The organism is Natrinema sp. CRL1, from assembly GCF_059162405.1.
Genome location: NZ_JBLVOY010000006.1, coordinates 15,670 through 41,178, shown reverse-complemented (window position 1 = coordinate 41,178; position 25,509 = coordinate 15,670). Strand labels below are relative to the sequence as shown.

The 25,509-nt window shown below is 55.2% G+C and carries 34 protein-coding genes and 1 pseudogene; 27 read left to right on the top strand and 8 right to left on the bottom strand.

Features of this window, described 5'->3' with window-relative positions; all coding sequences use genetic code 11:
• Positions 1 to 61: 61 nt before the first annotated feature.
• From ACJYUO_RS18475 to ACJYUO_RS18465, 3 genes and pseudogenes are all read left to right on the top strand, one after another.
• Positions 62 to 286, top strand: a pseudogene (locus ACJYUO_RS18475) (integrase core domain-containing protein); the annotation flags it as partial.
• Positions 287 to 403: 117 nt separating this feature from the next.
• The gene (locus ACJYUO_RS18470) at positions 404 to 2,629 is read left to right on the top strand and encodes a copper-translocating P-type ATPase (protein ID WP_494346808.1); all 2,226 of its coding nucleotides are present in this window, start codon (positions 404 to 406) and stop codon (positions 2,627 to 2,629) included.
• Positions 2,630 to 2,965: 336 nt separating this feature from the next.
• Positions 2,966 to 3,586, top strand: a complete 621-nt coding sequence (locus tag ACJYUO_RS18465) for an OsmC family protein (protein WP_494346807.1) — start codon at positions 2,966 to 2,968, stop codon at positions 3,584 to 3,586.
• Between the two features lie 101 nt (positions 3,587 to 3,687).
• Here the strand turns inward: ACJYUO_RS18465 and ACJYUO_RS18460 are convergent, their stop codons facing one another.
• On the bottom strand, positions 3,688 to 4,548 hold the full coding sequence (locus ACJYUO_RS18460) for an IS5 family transposase (protein WP_494346932.1): 861 nt from the start codon (positions 4,546 to 4,548) through the stop codon (positions 3,688 to 3,690).
• 164 nt (positions 4,549 to 4,712) lie between these two features.
• Positions 4,713 to 5,000: a MarR family transcriptional regulator gene (locus tag ACJYUO_RS18455; RefSeq protein WP_494346806.1), complete on the bottom strand. Its 288-nt coding sequence runs from the start codon at positions 4,998 to 5,000 to the stop codon at positions 4,713 to 4,715.
• A gap of 152 nt (positions 5,001 to 5,152) precedes the next feature.
• On the opposite strand from ACJYUO_RS18455, the gene ACJYUO_RS18450 reads away from it, so the two are divergent.
• The 15 genes from ACJYUO_RS18450 (at position 5,153) to ACJYUO_RS18380 (ending at position 12,346) form a co-directional block, all read left to right on the top strand.
• Positions 5,153 to 5,377 (top strand): hypothetical protein, encoded by a 225-nt coding sequence (locus tag ACJYUO_RS18450; RefSeq protein ID WP_494346805.1) that lies wholly within the window; start codon positions 5,153 to 5,155, stop codon positions 5,375 to 5,377.
• Position 5,378: 1 nt separating this feature from the next.
• The gene (locus ACJYUO_RS18445) at positions 5,379 to 5,825 is read left to right on the top strand and encodes a hypothetical protein (protein WP_494346804.1); all 447 of its coding nucleotides are present in this window, start codon (positions 5,379 to 5,381) and stop codon (positions 5,823 to 5,825) included.
• Between the two features lie 139 nt (positions 5,826 to 5,964).
• Complete coding sequence (locus tag ACJYUO_RS18440; RefSeq protein ID WP_494346803.1) at positions 5,965 to 6,180, top strand: hypothetical protein; 216 nt, start codon at positions 5,965 to 5,967, stop codon at positions 6,178 to 6,180.
• Complete coding sequence (locus ACJYUO_RS18435; RefSeq protein WP_494346802.1) at positions 6,177 to 7,103, top strand: DNA polymerase sliding clamp; 927 nt, start codon at positions 6,177 to 6,179, stop codon at positions 7,101 to 7,103. The genes ACJYUO_RS18440 and ACJYUO_RS18435 overlap by 4 nt, the downstream gene beginning before the upstream one ends.
• Positions 7,104 to 7,105: 2 nt before the next feature.
• Complete coding sequence (locus ACJYUO_RS18430) at positions 7,106 to 7,483, top strand: hypothetical protein (RefSeq protein WP_494346801.1); 378 nt, start codon at positions 7,106 to 7,108, stop codon at positions 7,481 to 7,483.
• Entirely contained in the window at positions 7,473 to 7,757 is a 285-nt protein-coding gene (locus tag ACJYUO_RS18425; RefSeq protein WP_494346800.1) for a hypothetical protein, read from the top strand. The genes ACJYUO_RS18430 and ACJYUO_RS18425 overlap by 11 nt, the downstream gene beginning before the upstream one ends.
• Positions 7,750 to 8,298, top strand: a complete 549-nt coding sequence (locus ACJYUO_RS18420) for a hypothetical protein (protein WP_494346799.1) — start codon at positions 7,750 to 7,752, stop codon at positions 8,296 to 8,298. The genes ACJYUO_RS18425 and ACJYUO_RS18420 overlap by 8 nt, the downstream gene beginning before the upstream one ends.
• Positions 8,285 to 8,536 (top strand): hypothetical protein, encoded by a 252-nt coding sequence (locus ACJYUO_RS18415; protein WP_494346798.1) that lies wholly within the window; start codon positions 8,285 to 8,287, stop codon positions 8,534 to 8,536. Before ACJYUO_RS18420 ends, ACJYUO_RS18415 begins: the two co-directional genes overlap by 14 nt.
• Positions 8,526 to 9,059, top strand: a complete 534-nt coding sequence (locus tag ACJYUO_RS18410; protein ID WP_494346797.1) for a hypothetical protein — start codon at positions 8,526 to 8,528, stop codon at positions 9,057 to 9,059. Before ACJYUO_RS18415 ends, ACJYUO_RS18410 begins: the two co-directional genes overlap by 11 nt.
• The gene (locus tag ACJYUO_RS18405; RefSeq protein WP_494346796.1) at positions 9,056 to 9,439 is read left to right on the top strand and encodes a hypothetical protein; all 384 of its coding nucleotides are present in this window, start codon (positions 9,056 to 9,058) and stop codon (positions 9,437 to 9,439) included. The genes ACJYUO_RS18410 and ACJYUO_RS18405 overlap by 4 nt, the downstream gene beginning before the upstream one ends.
• The gene (locus tag ACJYUO_RS18400) at positions 9,432 to 9,749 is read left to right on the top strand and encodes a hypothetical protein (RefSeq protein WP_494346795.1); all 318 of its coding nucleotides are present in this window, start codon (positions 9,432 to 9,434) and stop codon (positions 9,747 to 9,749) included. The genes ACJYUO_RS18405 and ACJYUO_RS18400 overlap by 8 nt, the downstream gene beginning before the upstream one ends.
• Before the next feature lie 693 nt (positions 9,750 to 10,442).
• On the top strand, positions 10,443 to 10,889 hold the full coding sequence (locus tag ACJYUO_RS18395; RefSeq protein WP_494346794.1) for a hypothetical protein: 447 nt from the start codon (positions 10,443 to 10,445) through the stop codon (positions 10,887 to 10,889).
• Positions 10,886 to 11,449, top strand: coding sequence for a hypothetical protein (locus ACJYUO_RS18390; protein WP_494346793.1), 564 nt, complete (start codon positions 10,886 to 10,888; stop codon positions 11,447 to 11,449). The genes ACJYUO_RS18395 and ACJYUO_RS18390 overlap by 4 nt, the downstream gene beginning before the upstream one ends.
• Positions 11,446 to 12,018, top strand: coding sequence for a hypothetical protein (locus ACJYUO_RS18385; RefSeq protein ID WP_494346792.1), 573 nt, complete (start codon positions 11,446 to 11,448; stop codon positions 12,016 to 12,018). The genes ACJYUO_RS18390 and ACJYUO_RS18385 overlap by 4 nt, the downstream gene beginning before the upstream one ends.
• On the top strand, positions 12,008 to 12,346 hold the full coding sequence (locus ACJYUO_RS18380; protein ID WP_494346791.1) for a hypothetical protein: 339 nt from the start codon (positions 12,008 to 12,010) through the stop codon (positions 12,344 to 12,346). The genes ACJYUO_RS18385 and ACJYUO_RS18380 overlap by 11 nt, the downstream gene beginning before the upstream one ends.
• A 179-nt stretch (positions 12,347 to 12,525) precedes the next feature.
• Here ACJYUO_RS18380 and ACJYUO_RS18375 read toward each other — a convergent pair whose 3' ends face one another.
• The gene (locus ACJYUO_RS18375; RefSeq protein WP_494346790.1) at positions 12,526 to 12,981 is read right to left on the bottom strand and encodes an SPW repeat protein; all 456 of its coding nucleotides are present in this window, start codon (positions 12,979 to 12,981) and stop codon (positions 12,526 to 12,528) included.
• A gap of 761 nt (positions 12,982 to 13,742) precedes the next feature.
• Between ACJYUO_RS18375 and ACJYUO_RS18370 the strand changes: the two genes are divergently transcribed.
• On the top strand, positions 13,743 to 14,048 hold the full coding sequence (locus ACJYUO_RS18370) for a hypothetical protein (protein ID WP_494346938.1): 306 nt from the start codon (positions 13,743 to 13,745) through the stop codon (positions 14,046 to 14,048).
• A gap of 510 nt (positions 14,049 to 14,558) precedes the next feature.
• On the opposite strand, the gene ACJYUO_RS18365 is transcribed toward ACJYUO_RS18370, so the two are convergent.
• Positions 14,559 to 14,906 carry a GNAT family N-acetyltransferase gene (locus ACJYUO_RS18365; protein ID WP_494346931.1) on the bottom strand — a complete coding sequence of 116 codons (348 nt, stop codon included), beginning with the start codon at positions 14,904 to 14,906 and terminating at the stop codon, positions 14,559 to 14,561.
• Positions 14,907 to 15,706: 800 nt separating this feature from the next.
• The gene (locus ACJYUO_RS18360; RefSeq protein ID WP_494346789.1) at positions 15,707 to 16,042 is read right to left on the bottom strand and encodes a DUF7344 domain-containing protein; all 336 of its coding nucleotides are present in this window, start codon (positions 16,040 to 16,042) and stop codon (positions 15,707 to 15,709) included.
• Positions 16,043 to 16,166: 124 nt separating this feature from the next.
• Between ACJYUO_RS18360 and ACJYUO_RS18355 the strand changes: the two genes are divergently transcribed.
• The gene (locus ACJYUO_RS18355; RefSeq protein WP_494346788.1) at positions 16,167 to 16,412 is read left to right on the top strand and encodes a HalOD1 output domain-containing protein; all 246 of its coding nucleotides are present in this window, start codon (positions 16,167 to 16,169) and stop codon (positions 16,410 to 16,412) included.
• Positions 16,413 to 16,883: 471 nt separating this feature from the next.
• Here ACJYUO_RS18355 and ACJYUO_RS18350 read toward each other — a convergent pair whose 3' ends face one another.
• A complete protein-coding gene (locus ACJYUO_RS18350; RefSeq protein ID WP_494346787.1) occupies positions 16,884 to 17,327 on the bottom strand; it encodes a hypothetical protein in 444 nt (147 codons plus the stop codon).
• 124 nt (positions 17,328 to 17,451) lie between these two features.
• Between ACJYUO_RS18350 and ACJYUO_RS18345 the strand changes: the two genes are divergently transcribed.
• Positions 17,452 to 19,230, top strand: a complete 1,779-nt coding sequence (locus tag ACJYUO_RS18345) for an ATP-binding protein (RefSeq protein WP_494346786.1) — start codon at positions 17,452 to 17,454, stop codon at positions 19,228 to 19,230.
• A 171-nt stretch (positions 19,231 to 19,401) separates the two neighbouring features.
• On the opposite strand, the gene ACJYUO_RS18340 is transcribed toward ACJYUO_RS18345, so the two are convergent.
• Positions 19,402 to 19,677: a PadR family transcriptional regulator gene (locus tag ACJYUO_RS18340; RefSeq protein ID WP_494346785.1), complete on the bottom strand. Its 276-nt coding sequence runs from the start codon at positions 19,675 to 19,677 to the stop codon at positions 19,402 to 19,404.
• A gap of 1,303 nt (positions 19,678 to 20,980) precedes the next feature.
• On the opposite strand from ACJYUO_RS18340, the gene ACJYUO_RS18335 reads away from it, so the two are divergent.
• Entirely contained in the window at positions 20,981 to 22,156 is a 1,176-nt protein-coding gene (locus tag ACJYUO_RS18335; protein ID WP_494346784.1) for a sensor histidine kinase, read from the top strand.
• Positions 22,157 to 22,220: 64 nt separating this feature from the next.
• Here the strand turns inward: ACJYUO_RS18335 and ACJYUO_RS18330 are convergent, their stop codons facing one another.
• Positions 22,221 to 22,946 (bottom strand): hypothetical protein, encoded by a 726-nt coding sequence (locus tag ACJYUO_RS18330; RefSeq protein ID WP_494346783.1) that lies wholly within the window; start codon positions 22,944 to 22,946, stop codon positions 22,221 to 22,223.
• A 243-nt stretch (positions 22,947 to 23,189) separates the two neighbouring features.
• Between ACJYUO_RS18330 and ACJYUO_RS18325 the strand changes: the two genes are divergently transcribed.
• From ACJYUO_RS18325 to ACJYUO_RS18305, 5 genes are all read left to right on the top strand, one after another.
• Entirely contained in the window at positions 23,190 to 23,627 is a 438-nt protein-coding gene (locus ACJYUO_RS18325; protein ID WP_494346782.1) for a hypothetical protein, read from the top strand.
• Between the two features lie 22 nt (positions 23,628 to 23,649).
• Positions 23,650 to 23,883, top strand: a complete 234-nt coding sequence (locus tag ACJYUO_RS18320) for a hypothetical protein (RefSeq protein WP_494346781.1) — start codon at positions 23,650 to 23,652, stop codon at positions 23,881 to 23,883.
• Between the two features lie 244 nt (positions 23,884 to 24,127).
• The gene (locus tag ACJYUO_RS18315) at positions 24,128 to 24,478 is read left to right on the top strand and encodes a hypothetical protein (RefSeq protein WP_494346780.1); all 351 of its coding nucleotides are present in this window, start codon (positions 24,128 to 24,130) and stop codon (positions 24,476 to 24,478) included.
• The gene (locus ACJYUO_RS18310; protein WP_494346779.1) at positions 24,478 to 25,254 is read left to right on the top strand and encodes a hypothetical protein; all 777 of its coding nucleotides are present in this window, start codon (positions 24,478 to 24,480) and stop codon (positions 25,252 to 25,254) included. Before ACJYUO_RS18315 ends, ACJYUO_RS18310 begins: the two co-directional genes overlap by 1 nt.
• Positions 25,251 to 25,490, top strand: a complete 240-nt coding sequence (locus ACJYUO_RS18305) for a hypothetical protein (RefSeq protein ID WP_494346778.1) — start codon at positions 25,251 to 25,253, stop codon at positions 25,488 to 25,490. The genes ACJYUO_RS18310 and ACJYUO_RS18305 overlap by 4 nt, the downstream gene beginning before the upstream one ends.
• Positions 25,491 to 25,509: the final 19 nt, after the last annotated feature.

The window sequence follows — 25,509 nt, the reverse complement described above, 5'->3', positions numbered from 1 at the left end:
TTGATGCTCGCAGACCTGCTCAGCGAGAGCTATGAGGCGGAATTCGATTATCGGACTTCCCCTCTCTCGATTAGGATTAAGCGGTCGGGTCAACTATACCGAGCGAAACCTGATCGAAAAGTGGTTTCACACCCTCAAAATGCAGATCGACCGCTTCCATAATTTATGGGTGGGCAATCGATCGAGAGTCCGAGAGTGTCTTGAATAATTCGTGCATTACTACAACCGCCAGAGACCACATCAATCTCTCGGTGGAAAAACGTCGGTTAAGAAGGTGCAGAACTAGACAGTGACTACCTACGCCGCACCTCGTATTTACAGGGCGAAAGCGCATATGTTCCCTGAGGAGATGTAGAACTAGCTCACCAGTAATTGGAGCAGCTATAGCGTCAATGGAGATACAATGGATGACCATACACAGGACTCGGACGACAAGCAAACCGAGCACACGAGTGATAGACATACCGACCACGTCGAGAGGCAGGAAGAACCGCAGATGGAGCAGTCGGTACTTGAAGACGAAGTTGAACCACACCATGCCCGACAAGAAGTAGAGGATAAACATGACCAGCACGGCGATCATTCCCACGGAGACGGCCACGGTGACCATGGGGGGATGCACGCCGGCCATGAGGAGATGTTCCGGCGACGATTCTTCATCTCACTCATACTCTCGATTCCCGTCCTCCTGTACAGCGAGACACTTCAGGAGTGGCTCGGATTCTCAGTACCGACGTTCACGGGTAGTGAGTGGATCGGCCCGGTCTTTGCGGTGATCGTCTTCGCCTACGGTGGTGTGCCCTTCTTGCGGATGGCCGTCCCCGAGGTACGCGCACGCGAACCTGGGATGATGACGCTGATTTCGATGGCGATCACCGTCGCATTCGTCTACAGCTTGGCGACCATCCTCTTCCCCGGAAGAATGGCGTTCTTCTGGGAGTTGGTCACGCTGATCGACATCATGCTTCTCGGTCACTGGATCGAGATGCGCAGCGTCCGCCGGGCCTCAAGTGCACTCGACGAACTGGCTAAGCTCATGCCCGATACAGCCGAACGGATCACCAATGGGGAGACTGAGGAGGTACCCGTATCCGACCTAGCCAGCGGGGATCTCGTCCTTGTCCGTCCCGGTGCGAGTGTGCCCGCAGACGGTGTCGTCGAGGACGGCGAGTCCGACGTCAACGAGTCGATGATCACTGGAGAGTCGCGCCCAGTTTCTAAAGAGCCCGGGGACGATGTCATCGGAGGCACAATCAACGGTGACGGCAGTCTCCGAATCCGTATTACTGCCACAGGCGATGAAACAGCTCTCGCTGGTATAATGCGCCTTGTTGAAGAAGCCCAGCAGAGCAAGTCTCAGACCCAGATGCTTGCAGACCGTGCAGCAGGCTGGTTGTTCTACGTTGCAGTGGGGTCTGCCATTGTCACTGCCATTGTGTGGACGATTGCCGCCTCGTCCGGTGCAACTGTCGTCGAACGAGCCGTCACTGTGTTGGTGATTTCCTGCCCGCATGCACTCGGACTCGCGATTCCACTGGTCGTGGCCATTAACACCTCTCTGGCGGCTAGGAACGGGATGCTCGTCCGTGACCGCATTGCGATGGAGCAGGCCCGGCAACTCGATACGATAATTTTTGACAAAACTGGAACTCTTACTAAGGGTGAACAGGGCGTCGTCGATGTCGCGACCGTGAATGATCTCACGGAAGAGGAAGCGTTCTCCCTCGCCGCCGCCGTCGAGGGCGACTCAGAGCATATGATCGCGAACGCCATCCGCGACGCGGCAACCGAGCGCGATGTCGAAGCACGGAACGTGACGGACTTTGAGGCACTAAAGGGTCGCGGCGTTCGTGCGACGCTTGACGGAGAGACAGTTTACGTTGGCGGCCCTAACCTCCTCTCTCAGCTCGACAGCGATGTTCCACCGACTCTCGCCGACTTTTCTGAACAAGCAGGTGAAAACGCACAATCAGTTATCTACCTCGTTCGCGACAACGAACCCGTCGCCGCGTTTGCGCTCGCGGACGTCATTCGTGAAGAGAGCTACCAGGTTGTGGATGCACTCCACGAACTGAATATCGAGGTGGCGATGTTGACCGGTGACTCCGAAGACGTCGCGCATGCTGTCGCCGCTGAACTTGGCATTGATACTGTCTTCGCGGAGGTGCTTCCCGAGGACAAGGACAAGAAGGTCAGCGAACTTCAGGAGCAGGGCAAGCGCGTTGCAATGGTTGGCGACGGAGTCAACGATGCCCCTGCGCTCAGCCGGTCAGACATTGGAATCGCTATCGGGAGTGGGACTGACGTCGCAGTCCAATCAGCAGATATTATCCTCGTGCAGAACAACCCACTTGACGTCGTCCGCCTTGTGAAACTTAGTAAGGCGAGCTATCGCAAGATGCAAGAGAACCTCGTCTGGGCTGCGGGATACAATGTTTTTGCTATTCCGCTTGCGGCAGGCGTGCTTGCGCCAATTGGAATCCTCCTGTCTCCTGCCGTCGGTGCGCTCTTGATGTCGCTAAGTACAGTCATCGTCGCCATTAACGCCCAGTTCCTCCGCCGGGTTGACCTCAATGTCCCCTCGCTCCCGGGTGTTTCCCTCCCTGAAACATCGGCTCCAACAAAATGACGGCTAGTGATCACTCTACCCTGGGTATAACCCGCCAGAATGTATGGGTAGAAGAAGCCCGGTTATGTCCTCTCTCATCGGGGGCAGTGACGAGATGAATCTTGCCTATTTTACCTTAACACTATCTCCTCAGTTCAGGCGGTTTACGGACCGACTAGTCTTTTTCGCGTGAAGTATCGAACACGAGGCAATCAGCACCACTTACACTCCGTATATTTATAACGAACGTTTATTATATTTCTCGTCGTAGGCGAAGCCAATCCACAGCCGAATGTCTTCCGGGAGTCAGCTAGTCAAAAATGGAGGTATTTTGCCGTGGATTGGAGAGGAGGACCAATGGCAACGACAGAACCGACAGAAACAGTAACACAAGGAGTCGACCTCGAGAAGTTCCACGAATTCCTCGAGCACGCGACGGCGAACCCCGAGGATGTCCAAATGGAACTCGGTGCCCGTGCACCCTACGAAGGGCGGCTCTTTCACAGCCTCGCAAAGGTCGATAAATACACGCTTGGTGGAGAATCGATCCAGCGAGAGACACGAGAGTACACCCTGCCGTTAGGGGCATGGAGAGAGGTCGAGGAAGCCGGTGGCTTCATTGATCCCACCGATCGTATGGAGCCGATCGAAGTGGCACTCGCCGCACTCACCGGCTGCCTGAACGTCGCCGTCGGCATCACCGCAGTGGCCAATGGCATCGACATAGACGATCTCGAAACGACCGTTCGGCTAGACTTCGATCCGCGCGTGGTACTCATGATCCACGACATCGACCATTCCGAGGAGACCTTCGACAACATCCGCGTCGAAATCGAGGTAAGCGGCGACCTCTCGGAAGAGGAGGCCGACATTCTGGCCGCCGGCGCAAAGCGCTCCCCCGTTTGGAGTCTGATGCACTTCGCCCACGAAATGGAGCCGGTCGTCAACATTGGCCGAACGCCCCAGCCTGCTGACTGATCGTATAGTCGGGGCGAGCGGTCAGAATTTATTTTTGGCCGGCTCTGGCGTGAACCCCAATGACCGAAAGCACTAGATGGGCGTTGTTTAGACGCCATTGTTCAGCGGTCTATCCCCTCGATTACGCGTTCGATGTTTCGCACCGCTGATTTCATGACAAGTTCGCGGAATTGACCGAACCACGTTCTCGCCCACAGCGTCTCACCGTATCGCTGTCGTAAGCCGAAGAACACGGACTCAGCATTCGAACGCTGGTTATACGCTCGATCGTGGATGAGCAAGTTTCTCGCCCATCCTCGGAAACCCGGGCCACGTTGCGGAATCAGCGGTGTGATACTTTCAGCGCGTAACCTCGTTCGAAGTGCTTCCCAGTCGTATCCTTTATCGGCCGCTACAGCCGTCAAATTCTCAAGATTCCGCACCAGCACCTTCCAGCCGACCTGTGTATCGTGCGGTTGTTTCATCGAACAGTGTATATCTAGAATCGCACTCGTTTCGCAATCGACGAGCAGCGTGGTCTTCACCGCCTCGAACGTGTAATCTGTCCGTTTCGCGTAGTGCTGGCTCGCTTGGACACGATCCACGCCGGTTGCATCGATCGCTTGAATATCACCAAGATCGTACATTTCAACCGACGCATCGAGCATCGCTCGCCACCGCTTCATCGGAATCTCTTGCTTGCGCGCACAGATCGTAGAGAAGTGAGGAAGCGTCTCAACCGTTAAATCGAGTGATTCTGCAACTCTCGGCATTTCTCGCAGAACATCCATCAGCTTCCTGTAGTTGTGACTGAGGTACTCTTTGAATCCCTGAACGGCGAGAATTACCCAGTCGGCATACCCGTCTTTTCCGGGTCGGTATGCCGGAGCTGGCTCGCCAGCGACGGCTTTTTTGGCGAGCGATACAATTGTCTCTGCGAAGCGGGAGGTCTTGGTTTGCACACCCAACCCGTCCCGATTCAGTTCCTAGTAAATTTGGTACTTCTCTGGAGCTACTAGTATTACGATGCTAGTGGAACACTCCTCAGACTAACCGAGTCTAACCGTCTAAACAAGGCCCACTAGATGTGTGAGCAGAGTAGGATCTGTCGGTAAATTCTAATATTGCATCTGAATTTGCAATGATATCATCTTCTGTGATCTTCGCTATTGTCGTCCTGGTCGCGCGGATCCGAAACGAATTCGTACAGTCCTTTTCCGCCGATATTCCGGACGTGATCAGCGTGCTCGAGGTCCTTGAGACGACTGTTCACTGTTTGCCGAACCGGTAGGGGCTCGAAGCCAATCTCCTCGAGATGCCACAAGATCACGGCCGGCGTCGCACGTCCCCATGGCTCTCCGTTTTCCTGTCCCGCCTGCAGATAATCGAGAATTGCCGCATAGAGATCATCAATAGCGTCTGGATCGAGACTCACGGGTAGGAGATCGTCACCACGTTACTGGTTTCTACCGCCACCAATTGTAAATAGATTTTGATAGCAACGCTATCAGCATGGACAATAGCAAGCATTAAAGATGCTGGAGATATAAGGTGTGGATAACTCGCGGCCGAGCCGCGATGGTGACCATGACCGAGTCTAACCCACTACCGGAAACGGTGCAACGGGCGAATCGGGCCGACAATCAACACACGGGATCGAACGACGCCTTCCCAGAGCGGCCGACACTCACGGCGATCCAAATTGACGACCCCAACGCGAACGCCCTCTGTATCGCAGAGGACAGCAACGATGGGGACGCGTGGATCGAGGCCGACGCGAACGCAGTCGTCAATCTGGACGAGGAGGCCTGAGATGTCGTCCGTGCAAGCGGAGATCGGGGCCTTTCAGTCAGAGCCCGAGACTGACGACGACACTCCCGATCTTCCCGAGACTGACACCGACACCGATCCTGATCTCGAGTTCGATCCCGAGTCGCTGTCGGCTGCCGATGGGGACTACCAGCGAGCGGCCGTCCTCAATCACTACCACAACGAGCGTGGGTACGCGGCCACAACGATCGCCCGCGAAGTCTTTGACGACGAAATTTCGGATGAGACGATTCGGAATTGGCTCGAGAAACATGGTCTGAAAGCCGCCGCTGGATCCCTCATGAGCCGCTCCGAGAACACTGATGTCGAACCGCTGGTGAAACTCGGAGTGCTCGCTCGCAAAAATGGGGACTCGATGATCGAGACCAGCCTCGACGAACTCCTCGAGAAATACGGCGATCAAGTCCGGAAAGAGACAACACTCGAGTAGCAGGAAACTTGATAGGATCGGAGTCGCAATATCGAACAACATGCGCGACGGCCTCACGTACCACGATGCGTTCGTGGGCGCGTGACCGCGGTTCGACTCCGCGGGCGTACGTGTGCTTTAGAACGGCACAACACCCCTGATGAACGCAACGCAGGATACAGTCGACCGAGCGATCGGCGACTGCACGACACAGCGAGACGAATCGCAGTCTGACCAGCACATCGTCCACGAGGGCAACCGGCTCACCGTCGACGACGACCACGACGAAATTGAAGTGCTCGAGCTCCCCGACGACTGGAAAGAAACCGATCTCAACGCAGCTGAAATCGAAATCGAGGGGGCCGATTTCGAATGAGCGCCGAGAGTGACGCCGACAATAGCTCGGAGACCGACGTGCCCGTCGACGCGGAGACTGAAACGGAATCCGAGCCCGAACCCGAGTCCGAACCCGAAGACGAAGCCACAGCAGAGGACGAACAGATCCCGGATCTGACCACCGAGGCTGGCGGGTTCGCGTGCCGGGCCGATGTTGACACGGTCCTCAACTTTTTCGAGCAGTTCACGCCGATCCTCGACGAGATGACGGTTCATCTCAACCCGGACGGGCTCGAGGGCTGTGGTGTGGACCCGGCGAACGTTGGGATGGTCAACGAGGAACTCCCCGAAGCAGCGTTCGACCACTACTCGAGCACCGGCGGCGTGATCGGCCTCGATCTCGGCCGGATCACCGACATTCTGGGCCTCGGCGATTCGGGCGACCTCGTCTCGATGGAACTCGACCAGGAGACGCGCAAACTCGAAATCATCATTGATGGTCTCGAGTACACCTTGACATTAATTGACCCCGACTCGATCCGACAGGAGCCGGACATTCCGGATCTCGATCTCCCTGCAGCGGTCACGCTCGAGGGCCGGGATATCACGCGAGCGGTCACGGCCGCCGATATGGTCTCGGATCACATCCGATTCGAGGTTGGCCAAACTGACGACGGTGAGGACGCGTTCATCGTCAGCGCCGAGGGCGACACCGACGATGTCGATCTCGAGCTCACCCGAGAGAAGCTTATCGATCTCGAGATGGGGCCAGCCGACTCGCTGTTCTCACTGGATTATCTCAAGGACTTCGCGAAGGTGATCCCGGACGATGCCGAGGTGCGTCTCGAAATCGGAGAGGAATTCCCGGTATTCATCCAGTTCGAGCATATCGAAGCCGAGGACGACGAGTACCACGGCGAGGTCACGCAGATGCTCGCGCCGCGTATTAGCTCGGAGGACTGATCATGGCTGAAAATAGTTCAGCCGAAACTATCGACGAGATCCAGTCCGAAACGTGGATTGCAGACCTCTTTCTCTCGCTCCGTGAGGGCGACGAGGTGTACCTCAACGGCCGAGACAAGCCGTTCACCGTCGAATCACGAGAGTGGGACGACCGGGAGAGTGGGTACTGGCGATACACGCTGTCGGGATACGGAACCGAGTACAGCGGTGTCGTCTCGCCGAAGAAGAAACACAGCGATCAGTCGGTGTCGTCGTTCAAAACGGAGGCCGGAACGGAACTCTACCCAACACGGGCTGAACGTGACCCAGAGGGCGACCACATCGTCTCGGATACACGCGCAGGCGAGTGGCTCGAGGAGGCTGGTATCGATGTCCGATGAGGAGAGCCTCGTCGACCGCTGGTTCGTCAAGGAGCACGCCTATAGCACAGATGTCGTTGCAGTCCGCGGCGAGATGGCGATCAAGGCGGCGAACAAACTCGAGGACTCGGATCTCGAGGTGCCGATCGGCGTCAACCGTAGCGAGTTAGACGAGTACGAAGAGGTCGATCGCGACGAGGTTCCGGAGTGGGGTCTCGAGTTCCTCGAAGAGCAGCACGAAATCCGATCACAGAACATCCGAATGGCTTCGAAGGCCGGTGGTTCCAGTGAGTAAGTCCACTGCAGACGCCGAACAGCGGGTCGACGGCCCGGGATGGGCACAGATCGTACAGGCCCTCGAAGCCGGCGACCGCGTCCACGTCCAGTTCCCCTCTCTCGAAGGCGATGTCCAGTGGGCGAGTTTCTGGGTTGACGACGCCGGCGATGACTACGCCGAGTTCAATCGCTACCGTGTTGAGCTCACGGACGACGAAGAGCACCAGCGACGCACGTTCGGTGACGGCGGCGTGCGCCTTCTCGAGAAAATCGGCGACGAGTGGGTCGACGAGGACTGGACGAAATCGCTGAATTCGATCGAGCGTGTCCCTGCGGCGGAATTCGAGGACAACTGGTATCAGTGGGAAATCTCGGTCACGGAAACACCGATGGGCGGTGTTTCGACGGATCAGACGGTATTCCCCGAAGCGCCGTCGCGAGCGATTGCGGAAGCCAAGGCCAAACGCTGGGCCGAACAGTCCAACGGCTACACGCCGGTCGTTTATCGCGAGGATCCTGTCCCCGACTACGATGGAGGTGATGGCAGTGTCGATCACTGAGGACATCGACGATGATCAAGTCGAATTCTACGCAGACGGGCACCCAGAAGAAGTCCAAGCGCGTGCAGAGGAGTGCGCCCACCGAGTCTTCAACTGGTGGCTTAATCAAGAGGAGGACGAGTGGCGGAAGGAGTGTATCTTCTGTCCGGCCGTCCTCGAGACCAAGCCGGCCAAAGAAGCGCGGGAAGAGAGCGACGACGAACACAACCACGGAGACGGTGAAAACCATGCAGAGTGACCACGACGAGCCAGAACGAGACATCGACGCCGACGGGATCGTATTCGCCGCACAGATCGACGACGGTTCGATAACGTCGTTCGCCTACGGCGAGGAAACGACACGAACCCTTCGACGATCACTGCAACTGGGGCTTGCGGCCGACGAGATACTCGAACACTCAACCAGTGACCGACGGGACAAGGTGCGGGCGATCGCGAACGCGCTCGGATTTAGCCTCGGTGAGATCGAACTCGAGGCCGCGACCGGGACCGGAAACGGGATCGAGACGACCGCCGGGTTAGAAACAAGCCCGCTTGACGAAGAGTGGCCCTACGAGCACGTCGAACGGGGCGAGGTCACGCGGGACCTCTCCGCTCACGAAGCCAAACTGATCCGGCAAGAACTCGAGGACCTCCGCTCGAAAGTCGATGAGTGGGGGTGTGACAACTGCGGCGAGCGAAAAGCCGTCAGTTACAATCCTGCAAGCGACCAGCATCGCTGCCGTGTCTGTGCCGGCTTCGAAGATGGAGACGGACAATGAGTTCGGAATCAGTCGATCAGCGACTCTCGAAGGGCGTCGGGATCGAGTACTACTCGATGGCGACGGAGTCTCACGAACACGGCCGAATCATCGCTGTTGGAGACTCACAGGTGACCGTCCTCGCGAACAGCGCCGACTCGCCCGAAGAGATCGACCAGGAACAGATCACGTCGATCACCGACCCCTCGAGCGACCGGCTGTCCAGAGAGGAGGTGCCCGAAAAGCCGGGCTACGAACGCGAGATTGACGAGAACGTCGACGCCTCACTCGCAGACGCGCTCAAGACAGTCTCGGTCGCCGACGAAGACTATCTCGAGTCGCTGCTGGCCGCCGAGTTAGGATCGTTCCGACTCGAACGAGGTGTCTACGGCGATGAGTGACGAGACGACGTCCGCTGACGCGTCCCGTCCAGACGAGGATCCGTACCGAGATATCTGCCGAGCGATGCAGCCGGGGCTATTGATCACGGTCAACGATTCCGACCCGACAGCGACCGGCGTCGACGAGATGAGAGTTGACTACGTCGACGAAGATGGAACAGTCCATCTCGAGGCCCACAGCGGCGGTCGCTACGTGCTCAAACACAACGATCGAGAGTACGGGATGGCGATCAAGGAAACCAGTGAGCCGGATATCCTCCAGACGCACGAGCCCGTGACGACAATCGAGGTGATCGGTGTTGACGGGTGAGATAGAGGCGGGTACCTCGAGCAGCGAATATCGCTTCGAACGAACGCGAATCGTGCTTGCGAAGGCGGTCGGGATGACAATCTGTGTCCCGAAGATGAAACTCGGCCGTCATCGTCACGACGGCACCTGTGATTGGTGTGACGAGTCGTTAGGGCAGTATGCAGGCGAGAAGCTGGATTTTCCACTGGATGATCTCAGTCCAGAGGCAAGCTCAAGTACCGAGAAACTGCGTGCGATGTTGAACGCCGAGTATGTCCGTATCTGCTTGGAGTGTTCAGCAGACGAAAGTAGCGAACTTCCGGAGGCTGATTCTAATGGGTGATAGCGCTCAGTCTATAAACGGTACTAAACAGGTCTGCTATGAGTCATCATCATTTAATTTCTCAAGTGATCCGCATCCACATCGGCAATATGGTCGATTCCCTAGTCGCCTTAGTTCTCCGTCAGGCAACCGAATGGCGGGATATACAGAGCCACAATTAGTACAGGTGGCAACGATTTCCTCGTCCGTCCCCTCCTCTCCCATTCTGACTACAGGAAACAACCACTACCGGACACATATTCTTAGTGGTCAACTCACGGTCTCAAACCGACCACGAGACACGAAAACCGAACAGTCCGACGGTGGTCACGATGCCGAGTAGTGGCCGTAATCCATCTCGAGACGACAGAAGCGTCTTCGACGATCCGATGATGACGCCACCTACGACCGACGCTGAGACCGGAACGTGGGACGGTGAGGGATCGATTCGAGGGTGGACAGTCCGCCCGAACCGACCGGGATCGTCACTGCTCGATCTCGTCATCGAAGACCAGTGGGAGGAAAACGGACTGACGTGTCTCCTCCTCCGGGTCACGGAGTACTTCGAACGAGGCCGTCACACTCGAGGCCCAACGAACTACGGCGAGGGAGAGACGTACTATCGCGGCTACGTCCACGCCCCAGAAGTCGACTCGTTCGTCAAAGGGTACCGGAACACGTACATCTCCGACTGCTATCCCGACGATGGCTGGTTCTGTTGGGACGAACGCAGTTGGTCGAATCGGCCCGGCCGCTTCCAGTCCATGCGCGAGTCTGCCCGTGGAAAGACCGAGCGACTCGCAGAGGGCCTGTCGAGACGGAAGCGGGGTGAGATATGAACTCCGACAAAGCCGCCGACATCCGCGACTCGATCAACGCGCTGCCCTGCGTGGCTCACGATATCGAGCCGAGTCAGAACTACGGCGAGGGGAAGACGACGACAACCTTGAGCGGTGGCATCGAACGAACACACACGGGCGAGTGCGTCCGCTTAGACGACTACACGTTCCGACCGGCGGCGATCAACGAGGCTGGACAGGTGGCCTTCGACGGTGGCGACCCGCGACCGTGCTATGAGGTCCTCCTCGAGCCGCTGGGACTCCCGACGCGACCGTCACCGACGATCTCGATTCCGCCGGCCGTCGTTCACGAAATCGCAAAACACGGGTGCCGGCTCCGGGTGAGTGCCGGTCACCGTGGCCGACACACGCCGGGAACGATCCGCGTTCGCGATGACTTCGCCCACGACCGAACATCGAACACTGACGGCGAACAATGCAGTTGTGGGTGCAACCGATTTCAGATCAAAGACGGCGTCCCCCACTGCGAGCGCTGCGGCAAGCCCCACGAGAAAACTGAACCGAAGCCGACCAAACCGACGATCGAGGACTTCGCATGAGCTCGAGTCAAGACCTTGGCTGGGAGTACGTTGCCCACCGACCCGACACCCTCGGAGAACAGACCTTCGACACTCGCCACGAGGCGATCGGCCACGCAGCGATTCTCTCACGGTTCCTCGATGACGGCAACGAGTTCGAGGTGTTCGCCCGACAGCAGACTCGAGAACCGATGGTCAACGACGCGCTGTGGCGAGCGAAGATCACCGACAAGACGGGCGACGAGTGGGAGCACGTCGGCTGGACGCTCCTATACGAAACGCGCTCGTTCGCGACCGAGGCCGCGTACCGGTACATGCTGATGAACCATCGCGACGAGGTCGCTGTCTCGTCGACGCCCTGGTATGGCGAAGACTACCGACAGGTCGGTGCGCTCGAGACTGGATCAGACGACCGGTGCCCGATCTATGTCGGATTCGACGAGGATGGCGAGGTGCTCGAACACGACGCGAACCAACTGCAGTACGCCGAGCACGTCACGAATCTCTCGCTGCACCGATCCGATCAGAACAGCACTGGATCAGAACCAGACCCAGAACCAGAGCGTGAGGCGATCAAACATGACCCGTGAACAGGCCCACGACCGAGAACGAACGCTTGAGGACGTACTCGAGAACCCAGCCGACGACCTAGAGTCGACGGTCTTCCTCTGGGTCGAACCGGAAGACATGGAGGAATCGATTATCGCCATGCGCCGATCGTCACTGGTCTGGCTCGTCGCTCGCGAGGAGGACCGACTTCTCGTTGAAGCCCGCGAAGGCGAAGACGTCGAGTCGATCGTCGACTTCGAGGGTCGGGAAAACGTCGCACTCGCGTACGGAAGCCGATTCGATACCCGAGATACTGGCGTTTTCGAACGGATGGAAATCGTGGAGCGTGATCTCGAGCGACTCCCATAACAGTAGATAGTAGCACGGTTTCTTTATTCAGAACGATGTCTGAAAATGAATTAGGGTGGTTCGGTAACTACATCTGCGTATGGAATACACATCCCTGCCGCAAGGAGAACTGTCCGGTCCGGACCGTATTCGGGCTCCGGCATGCTCCAAGAATTTTAAAAGAGGAGTCGCTAGGTGAGTTAGGCACGAGTGCGGACGTGGTCCGGTGCGTCGGCTTTTCTATTCGCGTATGCGTTGTAGGCCGAGAGGACAGCGACAGTTAGACCGGAGAGTGCGGTCCCGGTTGCGAGTTCGCTGCTCCCCATCTCGATGATGGATGGTGAGATCGCCGTCCAAAGGCCGAGCAAGATAGTCAGCGATGCAACGCCGACACTCGCCAATCGATCCTTCGACAGTCGGTAGAAGTTGTACCCGGCGAGCAGAAAGATACCTGTTCCGACGAGCGTATCGTTCCACGTCGCTGCTTCTGTCGCCTCGAAGATAAACGGCGAGGCGACGAGGTACAATCCGATCAGGGTGACAAGGGCGCTCAGCCACTGCATCGCGTCCGTGTTCAAGATATCACGACTGGTCCCGGTTTCGGTACCCTCGGTGAATTCGGGGTCCCTTTGACTGTTGGTTGGTGTATCACTCATAATGAACTCCAAGTAGTATATCCCGTATGAAGTGATAACGAGGATACTTGCGTTTGCCTGGTAACTTATTGAGCCGGACTCCCGTATTTATAAATAACAGTAGATGGTAATACGGTTTCTTTATTCAGAATTTAGTTCGAAACTCACGGTAAGTACAGGGCAAGGACATACCGATATGTGTAGCTCTCTCTCTCTCTCAAATTAGGTATCTGAGTTATTGTTCACTACTTAATCGCTTCCCTCCCTAGTTGTAGTTCGCAACTGGCGCAATATTGTTGTTCATTATTTTGGACAACCACGTGTGTGGGAATTGAGCTTATTAGTAGAAAACCACTACCAGTAGCTGCGATGAACGCCTGTTGCCCAGAATGTGACAGTGGACTAGGTGAATTAGTCGAAAAGTACGTTGTAGAAGGGGTTGCAAACGCGAGCTTCCAGTGCCGAAACTGCGAACACGAGTGGTCGATTATATTGTAGACCCTTCTCAAATCCATTTTGTTTTTATTCCTCGTGCATGATTTCGGTGACCGCATCAATATCGAGGTTTTGAAGAGGCATATCTCTACCAATTGTGTATTCTGACATTTGCCCACAGTCGTAGCACTCAAGAACGAAATCTGTCTTATGAGCCATCATCCGTGCACTTTCCTGTCTTTCACAGCTAGGGCATGAAAGCCAATCCCGGAACGTGTATCCCATAGCTCCCAAACGTGTTGATCTATTATGGTTTTAAGGGTCCATTCGATATGCATGTGTAGTGAGTGGGGGAGTTCACCGGTTTCGACGTGAAACAACCGGAGTCGTCGTGCCAAACTTATCCTCTGGATTCAGCACGTCGTTTGTATCAACTGCTAAGGGTTTCAACAGAGCCGATTATTCCTAATGCAATTTCCCTGCTCATAGCCCCTTACGTTCTTCTTGTCCTATTATCCTCCTCTATACTAACTGTCGACCCAGAGCGCGTCGACGGCCTCGAGCGGTTTGACATCGTGATCGACAAGCCAATCGGCGGCCAGCTGCCACGTTTGTTCGGCGAGTTCGGGACCGACCCGTTCATAGTGGACTGAGAACTCGGTCAGTGAACGGCGACGAAGAGGTCTTCCTGTCGATCAGTGAGCATCGCTGATGTTGGCCGCGGCTTCACTGATAAAGGTCTGGTTCTGGTACGTGTGAAACAGGAGGGGAGTAGTGGGGGTGAACGGCAGAGTCGGGATGGGGAAGCCCGCCTGCCGTGTTCGTTAGTATACGATCATTACAGATATATTCCTCTCCAAATTGATTTGGCGTCTTGAGAAACGCCAGCCAGAGGCCGGCGTCAAGCACCCCTCTTTCCCCAGAATGGTGTGACAATGGGGGTGGACCCTGAGATCGGGTGTTTGACAATATGGCTATTGACATCACGGGACGATCTCAGTGACGACGAGGATCCGAATGTCTCGGGTCGGATGGATTCTGTCGAAGCCACGACCGAATCCTCTCCCTCGTCATGAGTACCTCAAGTCCGTTACTGAATAGTGTCGAAATTCTGGTTGATACGTGATGATTCTGTCCAAGCTGTCTAACGCGCCTTCGTATAACTATTTGATCATGAACTCCTCGTCAGCACCATACTCATTACCAATCCCGTAGTCGCTCGCCCGTTCAAAGCCGAAGCGAGAATAGTACTCTGGATCGCCCAGAACGGCCACAGCGCCAACACCGGCGTCACGACACTCCTCGAAACCACGCTCTATCAGCGACGACCCGACTCCCTCGTTTTGATTGTCAGGTAGTACGCCAACTGGTGCTAACCCGACCAGTTCGACATCCGCTCCCTGATTCTCTACACGCGTTGGAGAAAACAAGACGTGGCCCACAATTCGTTCGTCTTCGACTGCCACAAGCGAGACGACAGCCTTGTCAGCGTCGTGTAGTCGCTGTACGATGCGTGACTCGTCCGTCCGCCCGTCGAATGCCTGTCGATGACCTCGTAGACAGCATCAGCATCACCAGCAGTAAACGATCGTATCTGCATGAACTGTCCTCTCTTATTGACGCATGGCTCCGCACAGCAAGAACCCCTCGAATTTGCACGGTGCTGATTCCCGTCCCCGGTTGGCAATTCTGCTAGTCGCTCAGTAATCAGTAGCGACCGACTCGCGCTCTGTATTCAGCACGACCACCGAAATATATCATCTACTGAGGGTTTCAACAGGGCCGCTACTTTCAAAATACAGCGACAGTCTCGAGCAGCGTGATATCGTACTTTTCAATACCAACCCTTCCAACTACTGTTCGGGGATAAGTTTACTCTCTGAGAATATGAGGCTCGCTTTGGCGACAAAGAGCGTAATCGAGATGTAGTTAAGAAGTTGAGGATAGAGCAAGGCTAGTAACAGAGCGACGTTACTCCCCGATCTCATCCCACGCGATCTTCCAGCCTGCATCGTATTGGACTGGAACCCATCCGATCTTGTGACCCGACGCGTTAACCTGCGACTCAATCAGGTTGTTCAGCTGTTCTATTTTTCTATTCGACGTTATTTCCATGAATCGTTTTGGAAGATGATTCGGCTCTTTGACGGTAAGTATGATCACTTTCCGGCCATTCAGTGATTGGACCTCATCTACGACTGCTCTATAGAGATCAGTCAAGACACCTTCTTATTGACAGAGGAGGATTGTCTCTTTTTCGTACTGACGATTTGATCATCTCTTCTGAAACTGGAGAGTATGGCGATCTATATTACGGGCTATCTGGTTGTTCTAACACCTTTGCAGCTGTGAAGAGCAAGTCAAATTCGGCCGGTTCGTCAGTGAGCTTGATTCTCTGTTCATCCTCATTAAATATGATGAATTTAAGCGGCTGCATTTTTGGTAGGTCTTGGTGGTGTAACGTTATTTTAATTTCTTTGACATCCCTTTCAGACAGTTCTCCTGATGCCGTTTCCGCTTCCATTTCTGCGATCGCTTTCGCGACATCGTCTATGTGAACTGCCTCATTCTGTTCCTTGAGGTAGTACAGTATGTACCGCCGCCGTTTATTATGTAATATATCTAGTGTGTCATCTACAGAAACCATGTGTGTGATAACCTAACGCAGATGCATAAACCATAATGGTCTAAGAACAGATAGGCACATTGACTATCGCCACTAGAAATAAACGTCCCATCATTTTTTAATCGTTCTGTGAAAACAACCCACTATGGAAGACAATATAGACACAAAGGAATCACCTTCAGCAATAGTTATTGACCATATATCTGAAAAGGGCAATGTGGATCCCTTGGATCTCCCTCCATTATTTGAGGCCATCAATCCTGACGCCTTAGACGATCTATTTGCAACGACCCCAAATGGGATTGAGCGGTCCGGTCAAGTTACATTCCATTATGCTGGGTATGAAGTTCTCGTCGAATTCGATGATGAGCCAGTGGTTAGCAGTAGATAGTAACACGATTTCTTTATTCAGATATAGACTTGAAACTGAATCGGACGATTCAGTAACTACAGATGCGTACTAATCAGTCACCGTCAGTAGCTTCCTCAAAATCTTCTTTATCTACGTGGGAGAACGATGTCCCGCCGCATCTGCAACCATTTCGAGCCCCAATCGGGAGTATTTCTCCATCGTCAGTGGTCATAGCCGCATATGCGTTTCCGCATCGGTCACAGATAACGAGAAGATTTTGGTCTCCACCCATACGTTAAGAACTCCCGACTCCACCAGACTACTTAAATTTGATAGGGAGTTAAAACAGGTCCCGATTGATCACACCAGCACCTGTACTTACCGCTGTTTTCACTCTCAGTTCTAAAGAAAGGAACCATATTACCAACTACTGGCGTTTCACGAATCGGACCGATACAAGGAATTGTGCTGGGAACTGCCACCAGCGACTATAGATGACCGGAAAACGTTCTACTGCTGCTTCCGAATCGTGACGAGATCTCGAGCAAGCCGCGCTGCATCGGCCCCCGCTGAGGTCCCATCGTCTCTCGAGATAGCGATTACGCCCGGCGCAGGATGACACGGTGCCCGATCGCCCCTCGAAAATCCGGCGTCCTCGGCCGGCGGAAGCTGTACTTGATACCCGTTTCCGGCGATCTGTATCGTCGCATCCATCGCCCGATGCACACTCTTCGTATCGTTCGCGGCTGCAACCACCAGTTCCGCCGTATGTGCCTTCGACACTGCATCGAGGCCGATCACGAGCAAGAAGTGGCCGAACGCGTACACGCGAACATCAGCCAGCGACGTTGCCTCTCCTTCGGAGTTTTCTTCGACGAGCCCCGACGCCCGGGCTGGCTTCGTGACTTGCAGCGCGAACCCCGCAGCGCCGGAGGACTTGATCTGATTCGCCATGTCGTTAGTACTTAGTACTAACCAAAGAACCTTCGGGTCCGATACCCACCGAATCCGCCGGTTCGAAGCGCCAGTCGGCTTGGAGTGGCGAATCTCTTTGAAGGGTGAGTGGCTCTCTAACAGTATGGAAGCCGGCACACACCCCTCAGAGAACAGCGCGGATACCGATTCTGATTCCGACACCGAGTCGGAGTCTGGATCCGGTGACCGAGATAGACAGATCACCGTCGGCGTCGACGGCGACTCGTTCCCGGTCGTCGACGTGCTCACCGGACGCGGATTCATCACTGGGAAGTCGGGATCTGGGAAGAGTAATTCGGCGAGTGTCGTTATCGAGGAACTCCTCGAGAACGGCTACCCGTGCCTGATCGTCGACACCGACGGGGAGTACTACGGGCTCAAGGAGCGCTACGAAATGCTCCATGTCGGCGCTGACGACCAGTGTGACCTGCAGGTCGGACCAGAGCACGCTGCGAAACTCGCCGAGCTCGCCCTCGAGCAAAATGTCCCGATCATCCTCGACGTCTCTGGCTTTCTCAATGCGGATGATGCCAACGATCTGATCCGAGAAACGGCCCGCCATCTCTTCGCGATGGAAAAGCAGCAGAAGAAGCCGTTCTTGCTCGTCGTTGAGGAGATCCACGAGTACATCCCCGAAGGTGGCGGGCTCAACGAGACGGGCAAGATGCTGATCAAGATCTCCAAACGTGGCCGGAAACGCGGCCTCGGCATCGTGGGGATCAGCCAGCGCCCAGCAGACGTAAAAAAAGACTTCATCACGCAGGCAAACTGGCTCGTCTGGCATCGACTCACCTGGGACAACGATACGAAAGTCCTCGGCCGAGTGACCGACCGGGAGTACGCCGACACAGTCGCCGATCTCGAGGATGGGGAAGCGTTCGTCCAGACCGACTGGACGGATACCATCGACCGAATCCAATTCAAGCGCAAGCGCACGTTCGACGCCGGCGCGACGCCCGGACTCGAGGAGATCGAACAACCAGAACTGAAATCGATCGGCGACGATCTCGCCGAGGAACTTGAGGCGATTAGTGATCGCGAACAGCGCCGCCAAGACCGGGTGGCCCAACTCGAGCAGCGACTCGAAGCAAAAGACGAGCGGATCGCTGAGTTAGTGTCCGAACTCGATCGAGCGAACGATATGACGGAGATGGCCCAGCAGTTTACGGAGGCACTCACGTCGACGACCGATAGCGAGAGTGGCGAGGCAATCCAACAGCAGGTCGACAAGATCCGCGAGCAGAAAAACGAGGAAATCCACCGGCTCCGATCGGAGCGTGATGGCCTGCAGGAACGCGCGGAGGAACTCGAAGCGACGGTCTCCGAACAGGCCGACCGGATCGCCGACCTCGAGCAGTACGAACAGGCAGTCGAGAATCTGGATGAACTGCACGAAGGCGTCGAACGAATGGCCGACGCCCTCTCGATGGATATCGGTGACGACGGCTCCGAGCGGGTCCAACAGAAACTCGAGCGCAAAACCGAACGGATCGACGAACTCGAGGCGACGATCGCGGACCTTGAGCAACAGGCCGGTCCGACCGTCCCAGAGGACTACGAGGCCTTCGTCGATGACGAAGTCGTACAGGGAGCAATCGAGGAGGCCAAAGAAGAGGGCTCACCGACCTACGTACGCGCGGTCGTCGCTGGGGTTCTCCAACGTGGTGGGCCGGCGACGCGAGCGGAAATTGCCCGCGACATCGACATTCAGGTGGACTCAAACCTCGAGAAAGGGATCAAGCCGCTGGCCAAGCGCGGAATCGTCTCCGTAGAGGGCACCGGCTCGGAGAAAGAGATCGATTTTGACCTCGAGAACACCCGCGAGATTCACGAACGACAGGCCCGCAAAGAGCGGACTGAAAAATTGATGGACCAGTTCTGACCGATCAGACCAAGATCCAGAGGTCGTTGAAATTCTTAGAGGGTGATAGGTTCAGGAACCCCTGCGGTCAGTATTGGTGAATACGATAGGTTTTCGTCTCAATTGACTGTATATAGAGTCCTTGATGTTGTTGGCATCGCCAAATCTAAACTTCAATTTCACGGGTAAGGTTCAATTGATATACTGAGCTTTCCACTCACTTCTTTCTTTGATGAGTTCCTCACCTCCGTCCGTAATAGCGTAGTAGTTCGTCCTCCTGTCCAGTTGTCCTTTCTCGACCAACTCTTTGTTTACGAGGGTATCGAGGTTCGGATACAGCCTTCCATGGTTGATTTCAGAACTGTAGTAGATTTCCACCTCATCCTTGATATCCTGTCCTGATGGTTCTTGCTCGGAGCCAGCTATCACATATAGCAGGTCACGTTGGAATCCCGTGAGGTCGTCCATGCAATGCTATTGCACTGAGTGAGTGGTTGTTATAAACAAAATACGGATAGGTATGGTGATGATACGCTTCGCTCGTTTATCCATTAGTAGATAGTAGCACAATTTGTTCCCTCATACCATCTCTTGAAATTGAATCAGGCAGTTTGGTAAGTGTGCAGGTGTAGTAAATACGTATTTCACACAAACCACATCCAAATAATAGTGTTTCAACAGAGCCAGATCGATCAATTCACCTATTAGACACGATTCGCACCGAAGCTTAGACGTTCGATATTTTAATCACCACTGGCTGTTACTGTTCGAATACCTGTCCTTTCGACGCGGGCAGCGATCGCCGGGACCGCACTGTCCCGCGGTGTATCGTACGTCGCCAAGTACACACCCCATACACCGCACCAATTCAATGCTCATGTCACCAGAGCGGCGGACAGCGTCGCGAGCACTCGCGCTCGAGGTCATGCTCGCCGTCTCACTCGTCGCGCTTGCAGTCGTACCGACTGGCCTTGCAGCGACGGCCGACCAACCACAGCCGAATCTCGAGTCCAACGGCCCCGTCTCCCCGTCACTCGCGAGCACAACAGCCGTCCAGACCGACAACGAGACGACCGATTTCGAAGGCAGCGGAGACCCCGTAACACTCGAGACAGACCAGACCGAGTATTTCCACCACGACGGTCACGAACGTCGGTATCACGGTCCATTTCGAGAACTACGATCCCAAGAGCGCCGTCCACTGGCGAAACAGCGATGCGGTTACAGTCGGCGGCGAAACCCGCTATGGCGACGTGATCACTCGCAACGGTGGTGAGAAACACATCTTGCGAACCTACACTGACGCAAACGGCGACTTGGAATCGCTCGAGATCACCGAGAGCGCAGGGTGGGGCGATCGAGCGCGCCACCGAATCGATCGCTGGGTCCCGAACGTGACTGTTCTCTCAGGATTCACTGACGAAGTGGTGTTACTCGTCGAGGCAGTGGTTTCGGCTGCTGCAGAACCGCGACCGTGGTCACTCCTCTGGACGTGCCGGGTCTCGAGGCAGTGAATAGTAACAAATACAGTACATATTCTTTATTCTTGGTCCTAGAACCTACGTTCAATACAGGGTATATAGATTGCATGTATGCAATCTTGTAGATATATCCCACATTCACATACCAATATTATTTGGTACAAGAATAAAAGAGATAGAGATCGGTAATAGATACGACGAAACGAAACTAGCAACGAAAAGACAAAAGAGGTGATGGGAGATCAACAATCAGAGTACCAGGATAATCAGCTAAAATTCCTACACAAGAAATGACTGAAAGCGAATTAGCTTCACATGAGATTAGACAGGAACTCTATGAATCAATCCGAAGAGATGCTTCGTTTGAAGAAAAAGCAAATGATGCGCTTACTCTTGGTAAGCGATATCTAGGTGTAGATAATGGGCATCTCACCCGAATTAACCAAGAGGTTGGTGATTGGAAAATAATAGCCAGTACTGACTCAGCAGACGGACAATTCTATCCTGGTCTGGAACTCGATCTTGAGACAACATACTGTCGTCGAACGATTACAGCTGACTCCCAAATCGTTCTCCATAATGCCCCAGAGCAAGGATGGGCGGATGACCCAGCTTTCGAAACGCATGGCCTCCACTGCTATCACGGAACAAAACTTGTAGTAGACGGAGAGCCCTTTGGAACGGTCTGTTTTGTCGCTGAAGGGCCACGAAATAAAGCCTTCAGTGATGGTGAGATACTGTTTACAGAACTCATTACCCGATTGCTCGAGCGCGAACTCGAACGAAGGCAACATGAAATTAGACTTACTAGACAAGCCGACCTCGCTACCGTGCTCAACCGAGTGCTTCGACACAACCTTCGGAACGACATGTCTATCATACGAGGACATACAGAACGGATGGCTGACAAACTAGAGGATGATCCCTCTGGTGATATTGCACTCCGGCAAATCGATGACCTCCTTGAATTGAGTCGAAAGGCACGCGACCTGAATCGGATTGTCACCGCCGATTATGACCGCGAGCCTACGGACATTGTGGCACTCGTTGAGAATGTTGTCGAAGCAGTCACACAAGAAGGATCGTCAACTCCAATATATATCAATTATAGTGGAGAAATCACGGCAAACGTATTGCCAAGTTTTGCACAGGCTGTCGAGGAACTAATCGAGAATGCAGTGAAACACGGCAGCGAGACTTCGACTGTCACCGTGACCATTGAAACTGCCCGAAATACTGTCGAAATCCGGATTTCAGATGACGGGCCAGGACTAGCCGATCACGAAGCCGATGTTTTGAAGACAGGGACAGAAACGCCGCTAACTCATGGAAGTGGGTTAGGGCTGTGGATTTCTCGGTGGATTGTTACTAATCACAATGGTTCCGTTGAGGCGACTGACACGGAAGGGGGAACAACGATGAAGATCACAGTTCCACGAAGGCCCACAACGAAATTCATTAACTAAACGTGCCCAAGTCATCACAGACACTACTGGATAGATATTTTCGGCGCAGGTAGAACAGTACCGGTCAGTTCGATTCCACGATCGGCACTCGACCGGCAAGATCGAACAGCGGGCGAACATCCATCGTCACGTAGTGCTCGAGCGCCTCGTGCATCGCCTGAAACTCCGACTTGTCCGTCGCACCGATCTTCGCGAAGTTTAGATACCGCTCGCCGACGACTAAGACATCGTAGCCCTTGAACATCGGCTCGAGTCCCTTGTAAGTCGGCCGGTGAGAAATCGGATCGACGCCCATATCATACTCCTCGAGCGGCGTCTCCGGCACATCGACCTCGAAGTGTTCGCACGCCTCTTCGAACTTCGGCGTATCGTCCAGTGCATCGCACACTTGAGAGTAGAGATCGATGCTGGTGGCGTCCTCAAAGAACGACTCAACGCGATCACAGACATCGAATCGCTCTCCGAGGGCATCGGCTGCAATCTTCGCCTGCCCCACCATGTGCGGGATATCGAACGAGTCACCGTTGTACGTGATCACCGTCTCTCCGGGTTTCGACGAAAGCCACTCGATCGTGTCTTCGATCACGTCCAGTTCAGCGCCCGGCGTCGGGGCCTCCCGGAAGAACACTTCGTGCTCGATCGGCTTCATCGGCTCCGGTTGGTAGGCCGCACAGACACAGAACAGTTCGACGTGCTCGCTGTTTCCGATATCCCGTTCGACACCGTTGGGGATCTCAGCATTGATCGTCTCGATGTCAAAGGCGAGTCGCGGCTGCGGTGCCGTGGACATAGACAATTCATTTTCCTTGAACTATAAAAATATAGTATATTACAAAGCCCCTGCAATGCCCCGAATTTCCCAGTTGTCCCCACCTGACCAACATTCGGTTTCACCTTGGTCCTCCGTAGCTTTTTCATCATGGAGTGTCACTCACCTATAGCGACAGATCAAAATGGCGAACTGCACACACCCCTTGACAGCGAGTCGTACAGCAGCAGAACCGATCCCACTCTTTGAGCGGAGGTCGGAAGCATGACCGACGCCGTGAGCACGGCCGACGATCGGCTGCGGATCGCCCTCATTCTGGCCGAGAACGATCTCACATCGGTCACCGGTGGGATCCAAGACGACGACGGGACATCATACCGGCTTCGGGCGCGATCGCTCGAGGCCGACGAGACAACCCAGCAGTCGGTCGTCCACATCGAGGAATCCATCGCGAGCGACGGCGAGACCTTCCTCGATATCGCCCGCTACGATCGCGACGCAATCGACGAACTCGTGGTCATGCACCGAAAGCAGGTCCGAGAACTCCACGTCCGACGGAACCATCCGCAGAGCCATCTGGAACGCCGGCGGAACGGCCGGGCACGACAGAAGGTCCGAAATCGGAAGGCACTGCAAGAGGGCTTCGACGACGCCCGACTCGAGTCATGGTCTCGGCGTAAGCAGGTGACCGCCGATGCCTGATCAGGGGCAGACCTCGGCAGAGATGGACACCGACGAGAAAACATATCTCGAGCCAGTGAATGGGATCGCAGAGGCGATCTCCTTTCCCGAAGCGGGCGAAGAAGTGACGCTTCGAACCGACGAAACGGCCACTGTCGAGAGAGTTGACCGACGCCGTCACCACCCGGTTATCCTCAAAGACCACCCATTCAAGACAGTCCAAAAGCGCACGATCATCGAATACAGCCGGAGAGTCGGACCGGAGGCTGATCAGTGATGCCTGGGGAGATCGACTCTGGCGATAACTCCTCGAGCGGAACTGTACAGTCCGGAACGTATGCTGTCAGAACGAACCGCCGACAGCGATGTACGCGAAAATACCGACTACAGTCGCAATCACATCAAGCACGAACAGAATCGCGTAGTCCTTTGCTTCCATGCCTATGTGACGCTGGTCTAACGACTTATTCTCTCCGGGACAGGTATCGCTTAGTAGACACGGGAAAGGAGCGTGAGGCGCGATGACCACGGACAGTTCTGAACAGTCCGGCACACTCGGCGCTCGAAAACTTGGAGAGTATGCCACGGTGAAACTGTGTCGCGTAGAAGAATACTACGTAGATGTTTACACCCCGACTCAGGCACTCGCTGAGGAGCGTGCTGGTGAACTGGTCGGTCCAGAAATGCCGAGCGACGACTGGGATGTCGTCCATTCAGAAATCCTCGAGTCACGGCCAGTCTACGAGGACGACCCAGACGCCCACCGTGTCGCATCGTGGCTGGATGCACCGACCGCGCCAAGCGAGGAGACGTTCTGGGACGACTCGAGGCACTTCGACGATCACTCTGGGGCTACGGGGGCTGATCAGTAATGGCGGAATCCACAGCAGATGAAGTCGCGATCGAACAAGACCGACCGGACCTCGAGCGGACCGATATCACTGACTCGGTCAAGTCGGTGACGATCCATATCATCGAGGGCGACCGGGAGCGAACGTTCGACGCCGAGGCGATCATACAAGCGGACGAAGCCTTTGACGGCGACGAGTTCGTCGCGACCGAGATCAGCCTCGAGTCAGATCCCGACCTCATGCGTGGCCTGTCGGGTGCAACACTCGAATATCAGAACGGCGAGACTGCTTTTGGCCCAGTTCCACTCGCAACCATGGAGGGCGACCAGACGATGCTCGTCGTTGAGGCCAGACAGACGATCGAAACAGATCGCGACCCGTCCGAAAGCAACTCCTCGAGTGAAGTCTACAGTGACCTCTCCGTTGACGATCGCGTCCAGTACGAGAGTTGGTGGCCAGAACGCGGCCGGGAAACGTTCGAGGGCGATATCGTAGCGGTTGACGAGGATAGCCCACTCTCCGCGTTCACCCGGTACAGAGTTGAACATGAGACTGGATGGGCCTGGGTGCCCGCGAACGAAATCGCGGACGTCGTCGATCGAAAGGATCCAGAGCCAAGCCGAGAAGCCGAGTTTGGCGATCGGCTCGCAGGTGCCGTCGCAACGATGGACGGCGAAGCTGGTGAGCTCGCAGCGCGCCGGCCCCATCTCGATGCCCATCTCTACCATATCGAAGCGGGCCTTCGACAGCGGGCCGACGATCTCGATGGCTGGCTACAGGAGGAATACTACCGATGAGTGACTCGAGCGGTACTGAACGCGAACCTGCAGGCTCGTGCGATTTCTGCGGTGAAAGAGAGCGCGCAGGTGGCGTGACGCTTCCGTACAGAGTCAAGACCAACTCTGAGATCAAGAACAACCGAATGCTGTGTCCCGTCGCTGTTTCGGAGTTGGAGCGGTTGGGGCTTCTTGTCACGGAGTCACTCGGTGGTAATGGCACTTCCATCGGTACAGGTGGTGAGAACGGTGAGTGACGACTCGTGCGGGACTGAA

What these genes read in the sequence shown, in the direction of transcription:
- ACJYUO_RS18335 (WP_494346784.1), top strand. Translation starts at nt 20,981, where the DNA reads ATGACTGAAAGCGAATTAGCTTCACATGAGATTAGACAGGAACTCTAT.
- ACJYUO_RS18325 (WP_494346782.1), top strand. Translation starts at nt 23,190, where the DNA reads ATGACCGACGCCGTGAGCACGGCCGACGATCGGCTGCGGATCGCCCTC.
- ACJYUO_RS18350 (WP_494346787.1), bottom strand. Translation starts at nt 17,327, where the DNA reads ATGGCGAATCAGATCAAGTCCTCCGGCGCTGCGGGGTTCGCGCTGCAA.
- ACJYUO_RS18405 (WP_494346796.1), top strand. Translation starts at nt 9,056, where the DNA reads ATGAGTTCGGAATCAGTCGATCAGCGACTCTCGAAGGGCGTCGGGATC.
- ACJYUO_RS18425 (WP_494346800.1), top strand. Translation starts at nt 7,473, where the DNA reads ATGTCCGATGAGGAGAGCCTCGTCGACCGCTGGTTCGTCAAGGAGCAC.
- ACJYUO_RS18360 (WP_494346789.1), bottom strand. Translation starts at nt 16,042, where the DNA reads ATGGTTTCTGTAGATGACACACTAGATATATTACATAATAAACGGCGG.
- ACJYUO_RS18400 (WP_494346795.1), top strand. Translation starts at nt 9,432, where the DNA reads ATGAGTGACGAGACGACGTCCGCTGACGCGTCCCGTCCAGACGAGGAT.
- ACJYUO_RS18390 (WP_494346793.1), top strand. Translation starts at nt 10,886, where the DNA reads ATGAACTCCGACAAAGCCGCCGACATCCGCGACTCGATCAACGCGCTG.
- ACJYUO_RS18345 (WP_494346786.1), top strand. Translation starts at nt 17,452, where the DNA reads ATGGAAGCCGGCACACACCCCTCAGAGAACAGCGCGGATACCGATTCT.
- ACJYUO_RS18355 (WP_494346788.1), top strand. Translation starts at nt 16,167, where the DNA reads ATGGAAGACAATATAGACACAAAGGAATCACCTTCAGCAATAGTTATT.
- ACJYUO_RS18450 (WP_494346805.1), top strand. Translation starts at nt 5,153, where the DNA reads ATGACCGAGTCTAACCCACTACCGGAAACGGTGCAACGGGCGAATCGG.
- ACJYUO_RS18340 (WP_494346785.1), bottom strand. Translation starts at nt 19,677, where the DNA reads ATGGACGACCTCACGGGATTCCAACGTGACCTGCTATATGTGATAGCT.
- ACJYUO_RS18305 (WP_494346778.1), top strand. Translation starts at nt 25,251, where the DNA reads ATGAGTGACTCGAGCGGTACTGAACGCGAACCTGCAGGCTCGTGCGAT.
- ACJYUO_RS18430 (WP_494346801.1), top strand. Translation starts at nt 7,106, where the DNA reads ATGGCTGAAAATAGTTCAGCCGAAACTATCGACGAGATCCAGTCCGAA.
- ACJYUO_RS18330 (WP_494346783.1), bottom strand. Translation starts at nt 22,946, where the DNA reads ATGTCCACGGCACCGCAGCCGCGACTCGCCTTTGACATCGAGACGATC.
- ACJYUO_RS18395 (WP_494346794.1), top strand. Translation starts at nt 10,443, where the DNA reads ATGACGCCACCTACGACCGACGCTGAGACCGGAACGTGGGACGGTGAG.
- ACJYUO_RS18380 (WP_494346791.1), top strand. Translation starts at nt 12,008, where the DNA reads ATGACCCGTGAACAGGCCCACGACCGAGAACGAACGCTTGAGGACGTA.
- ACJYUO_RS18385 (WP_494346792.1), top strand. Translation starts at nt 11,446, where the DNA reads ATGAGCTCGAGTCAAGACCTTGGCTGGGAGTACGTTGCCCACCGACCC.
- ACJYUO_RS18440 (WP_494346803.1), top strand. Translation starts at nt 5,965, where the DNA reads ATGAACGCAACGCAGGATACAGTCGACCGAGCGATCGGCGACTGCACG.
- ACJYUO_RS18445 (WP_494346804.1), top strand. Translation starts at nt 5,379, where the DNA reads ATGTCGTCCGTGCAAGCGGAGATCGGGGCCTTTCAGTCAGAGCCCGAG.
- ACJYUO_RS18435 (WP_494346802.1), top strand. Translation starts at nt 6,177, where the DNA reads ATGAGCGCCGAGAGTGACGCCGACAATAGCTCGGAGACCGACGTGCCC.
- ACJYUO_RS18315 (WP_494346780.1), top strand. Translation starts at nt 24,128, where the DNA reads ATGACCACGGACAGTTCTGAACAGTCCGGCACACTCGGCGCTCGAAAA.
- ACJYUO_RS18310 (WP_494346779.1), top strand. Translation starts at nt 24,478, where the DNA reads ATGGCGGAATCCACAGCAGATGAAGTCGCGATCGAACAAGACCGACCG.
- ACJYUO_RS18375 (WP_494346790.1), bottom strand. Translation starts at nt 12,981, where the DNA reads ATGAGTGATACACCAACCAACAGTCAAAGGGACCCCGAATTCACCGAG.
- ACJYUO_RS18410 (WP_494346797.1), top strand. Translation starts at nt 8,526, where the DNA reads ATGCAGAGTGACCACGACGAGCCAGAACGAGACATCGACGCCGACGGG.
- ACJYUO_RS18470 (WP_494346808.1), top strand. Translation starts at nt 404, where the DNA reads ATGGATGACCATACACAGGACTCGGACGACAAGCAAACCGAGCACACG.
- ACJYUO_RS18465 (WP_494346807.1), top strand. Translation starts at nt 2,966, where the DNA reads ATGGCAACGACAGAACCGACAGAAACAGTAACACAAGGAGTCGACCTC.
- ACJYUO_RS18320 (WP_494346781.1), top strand. Translation starts at nt 23,650, where the DNA reads ATGGACACCGACGAGAAAACATATCTCGAGCCAGTGAATGGGATCGCA.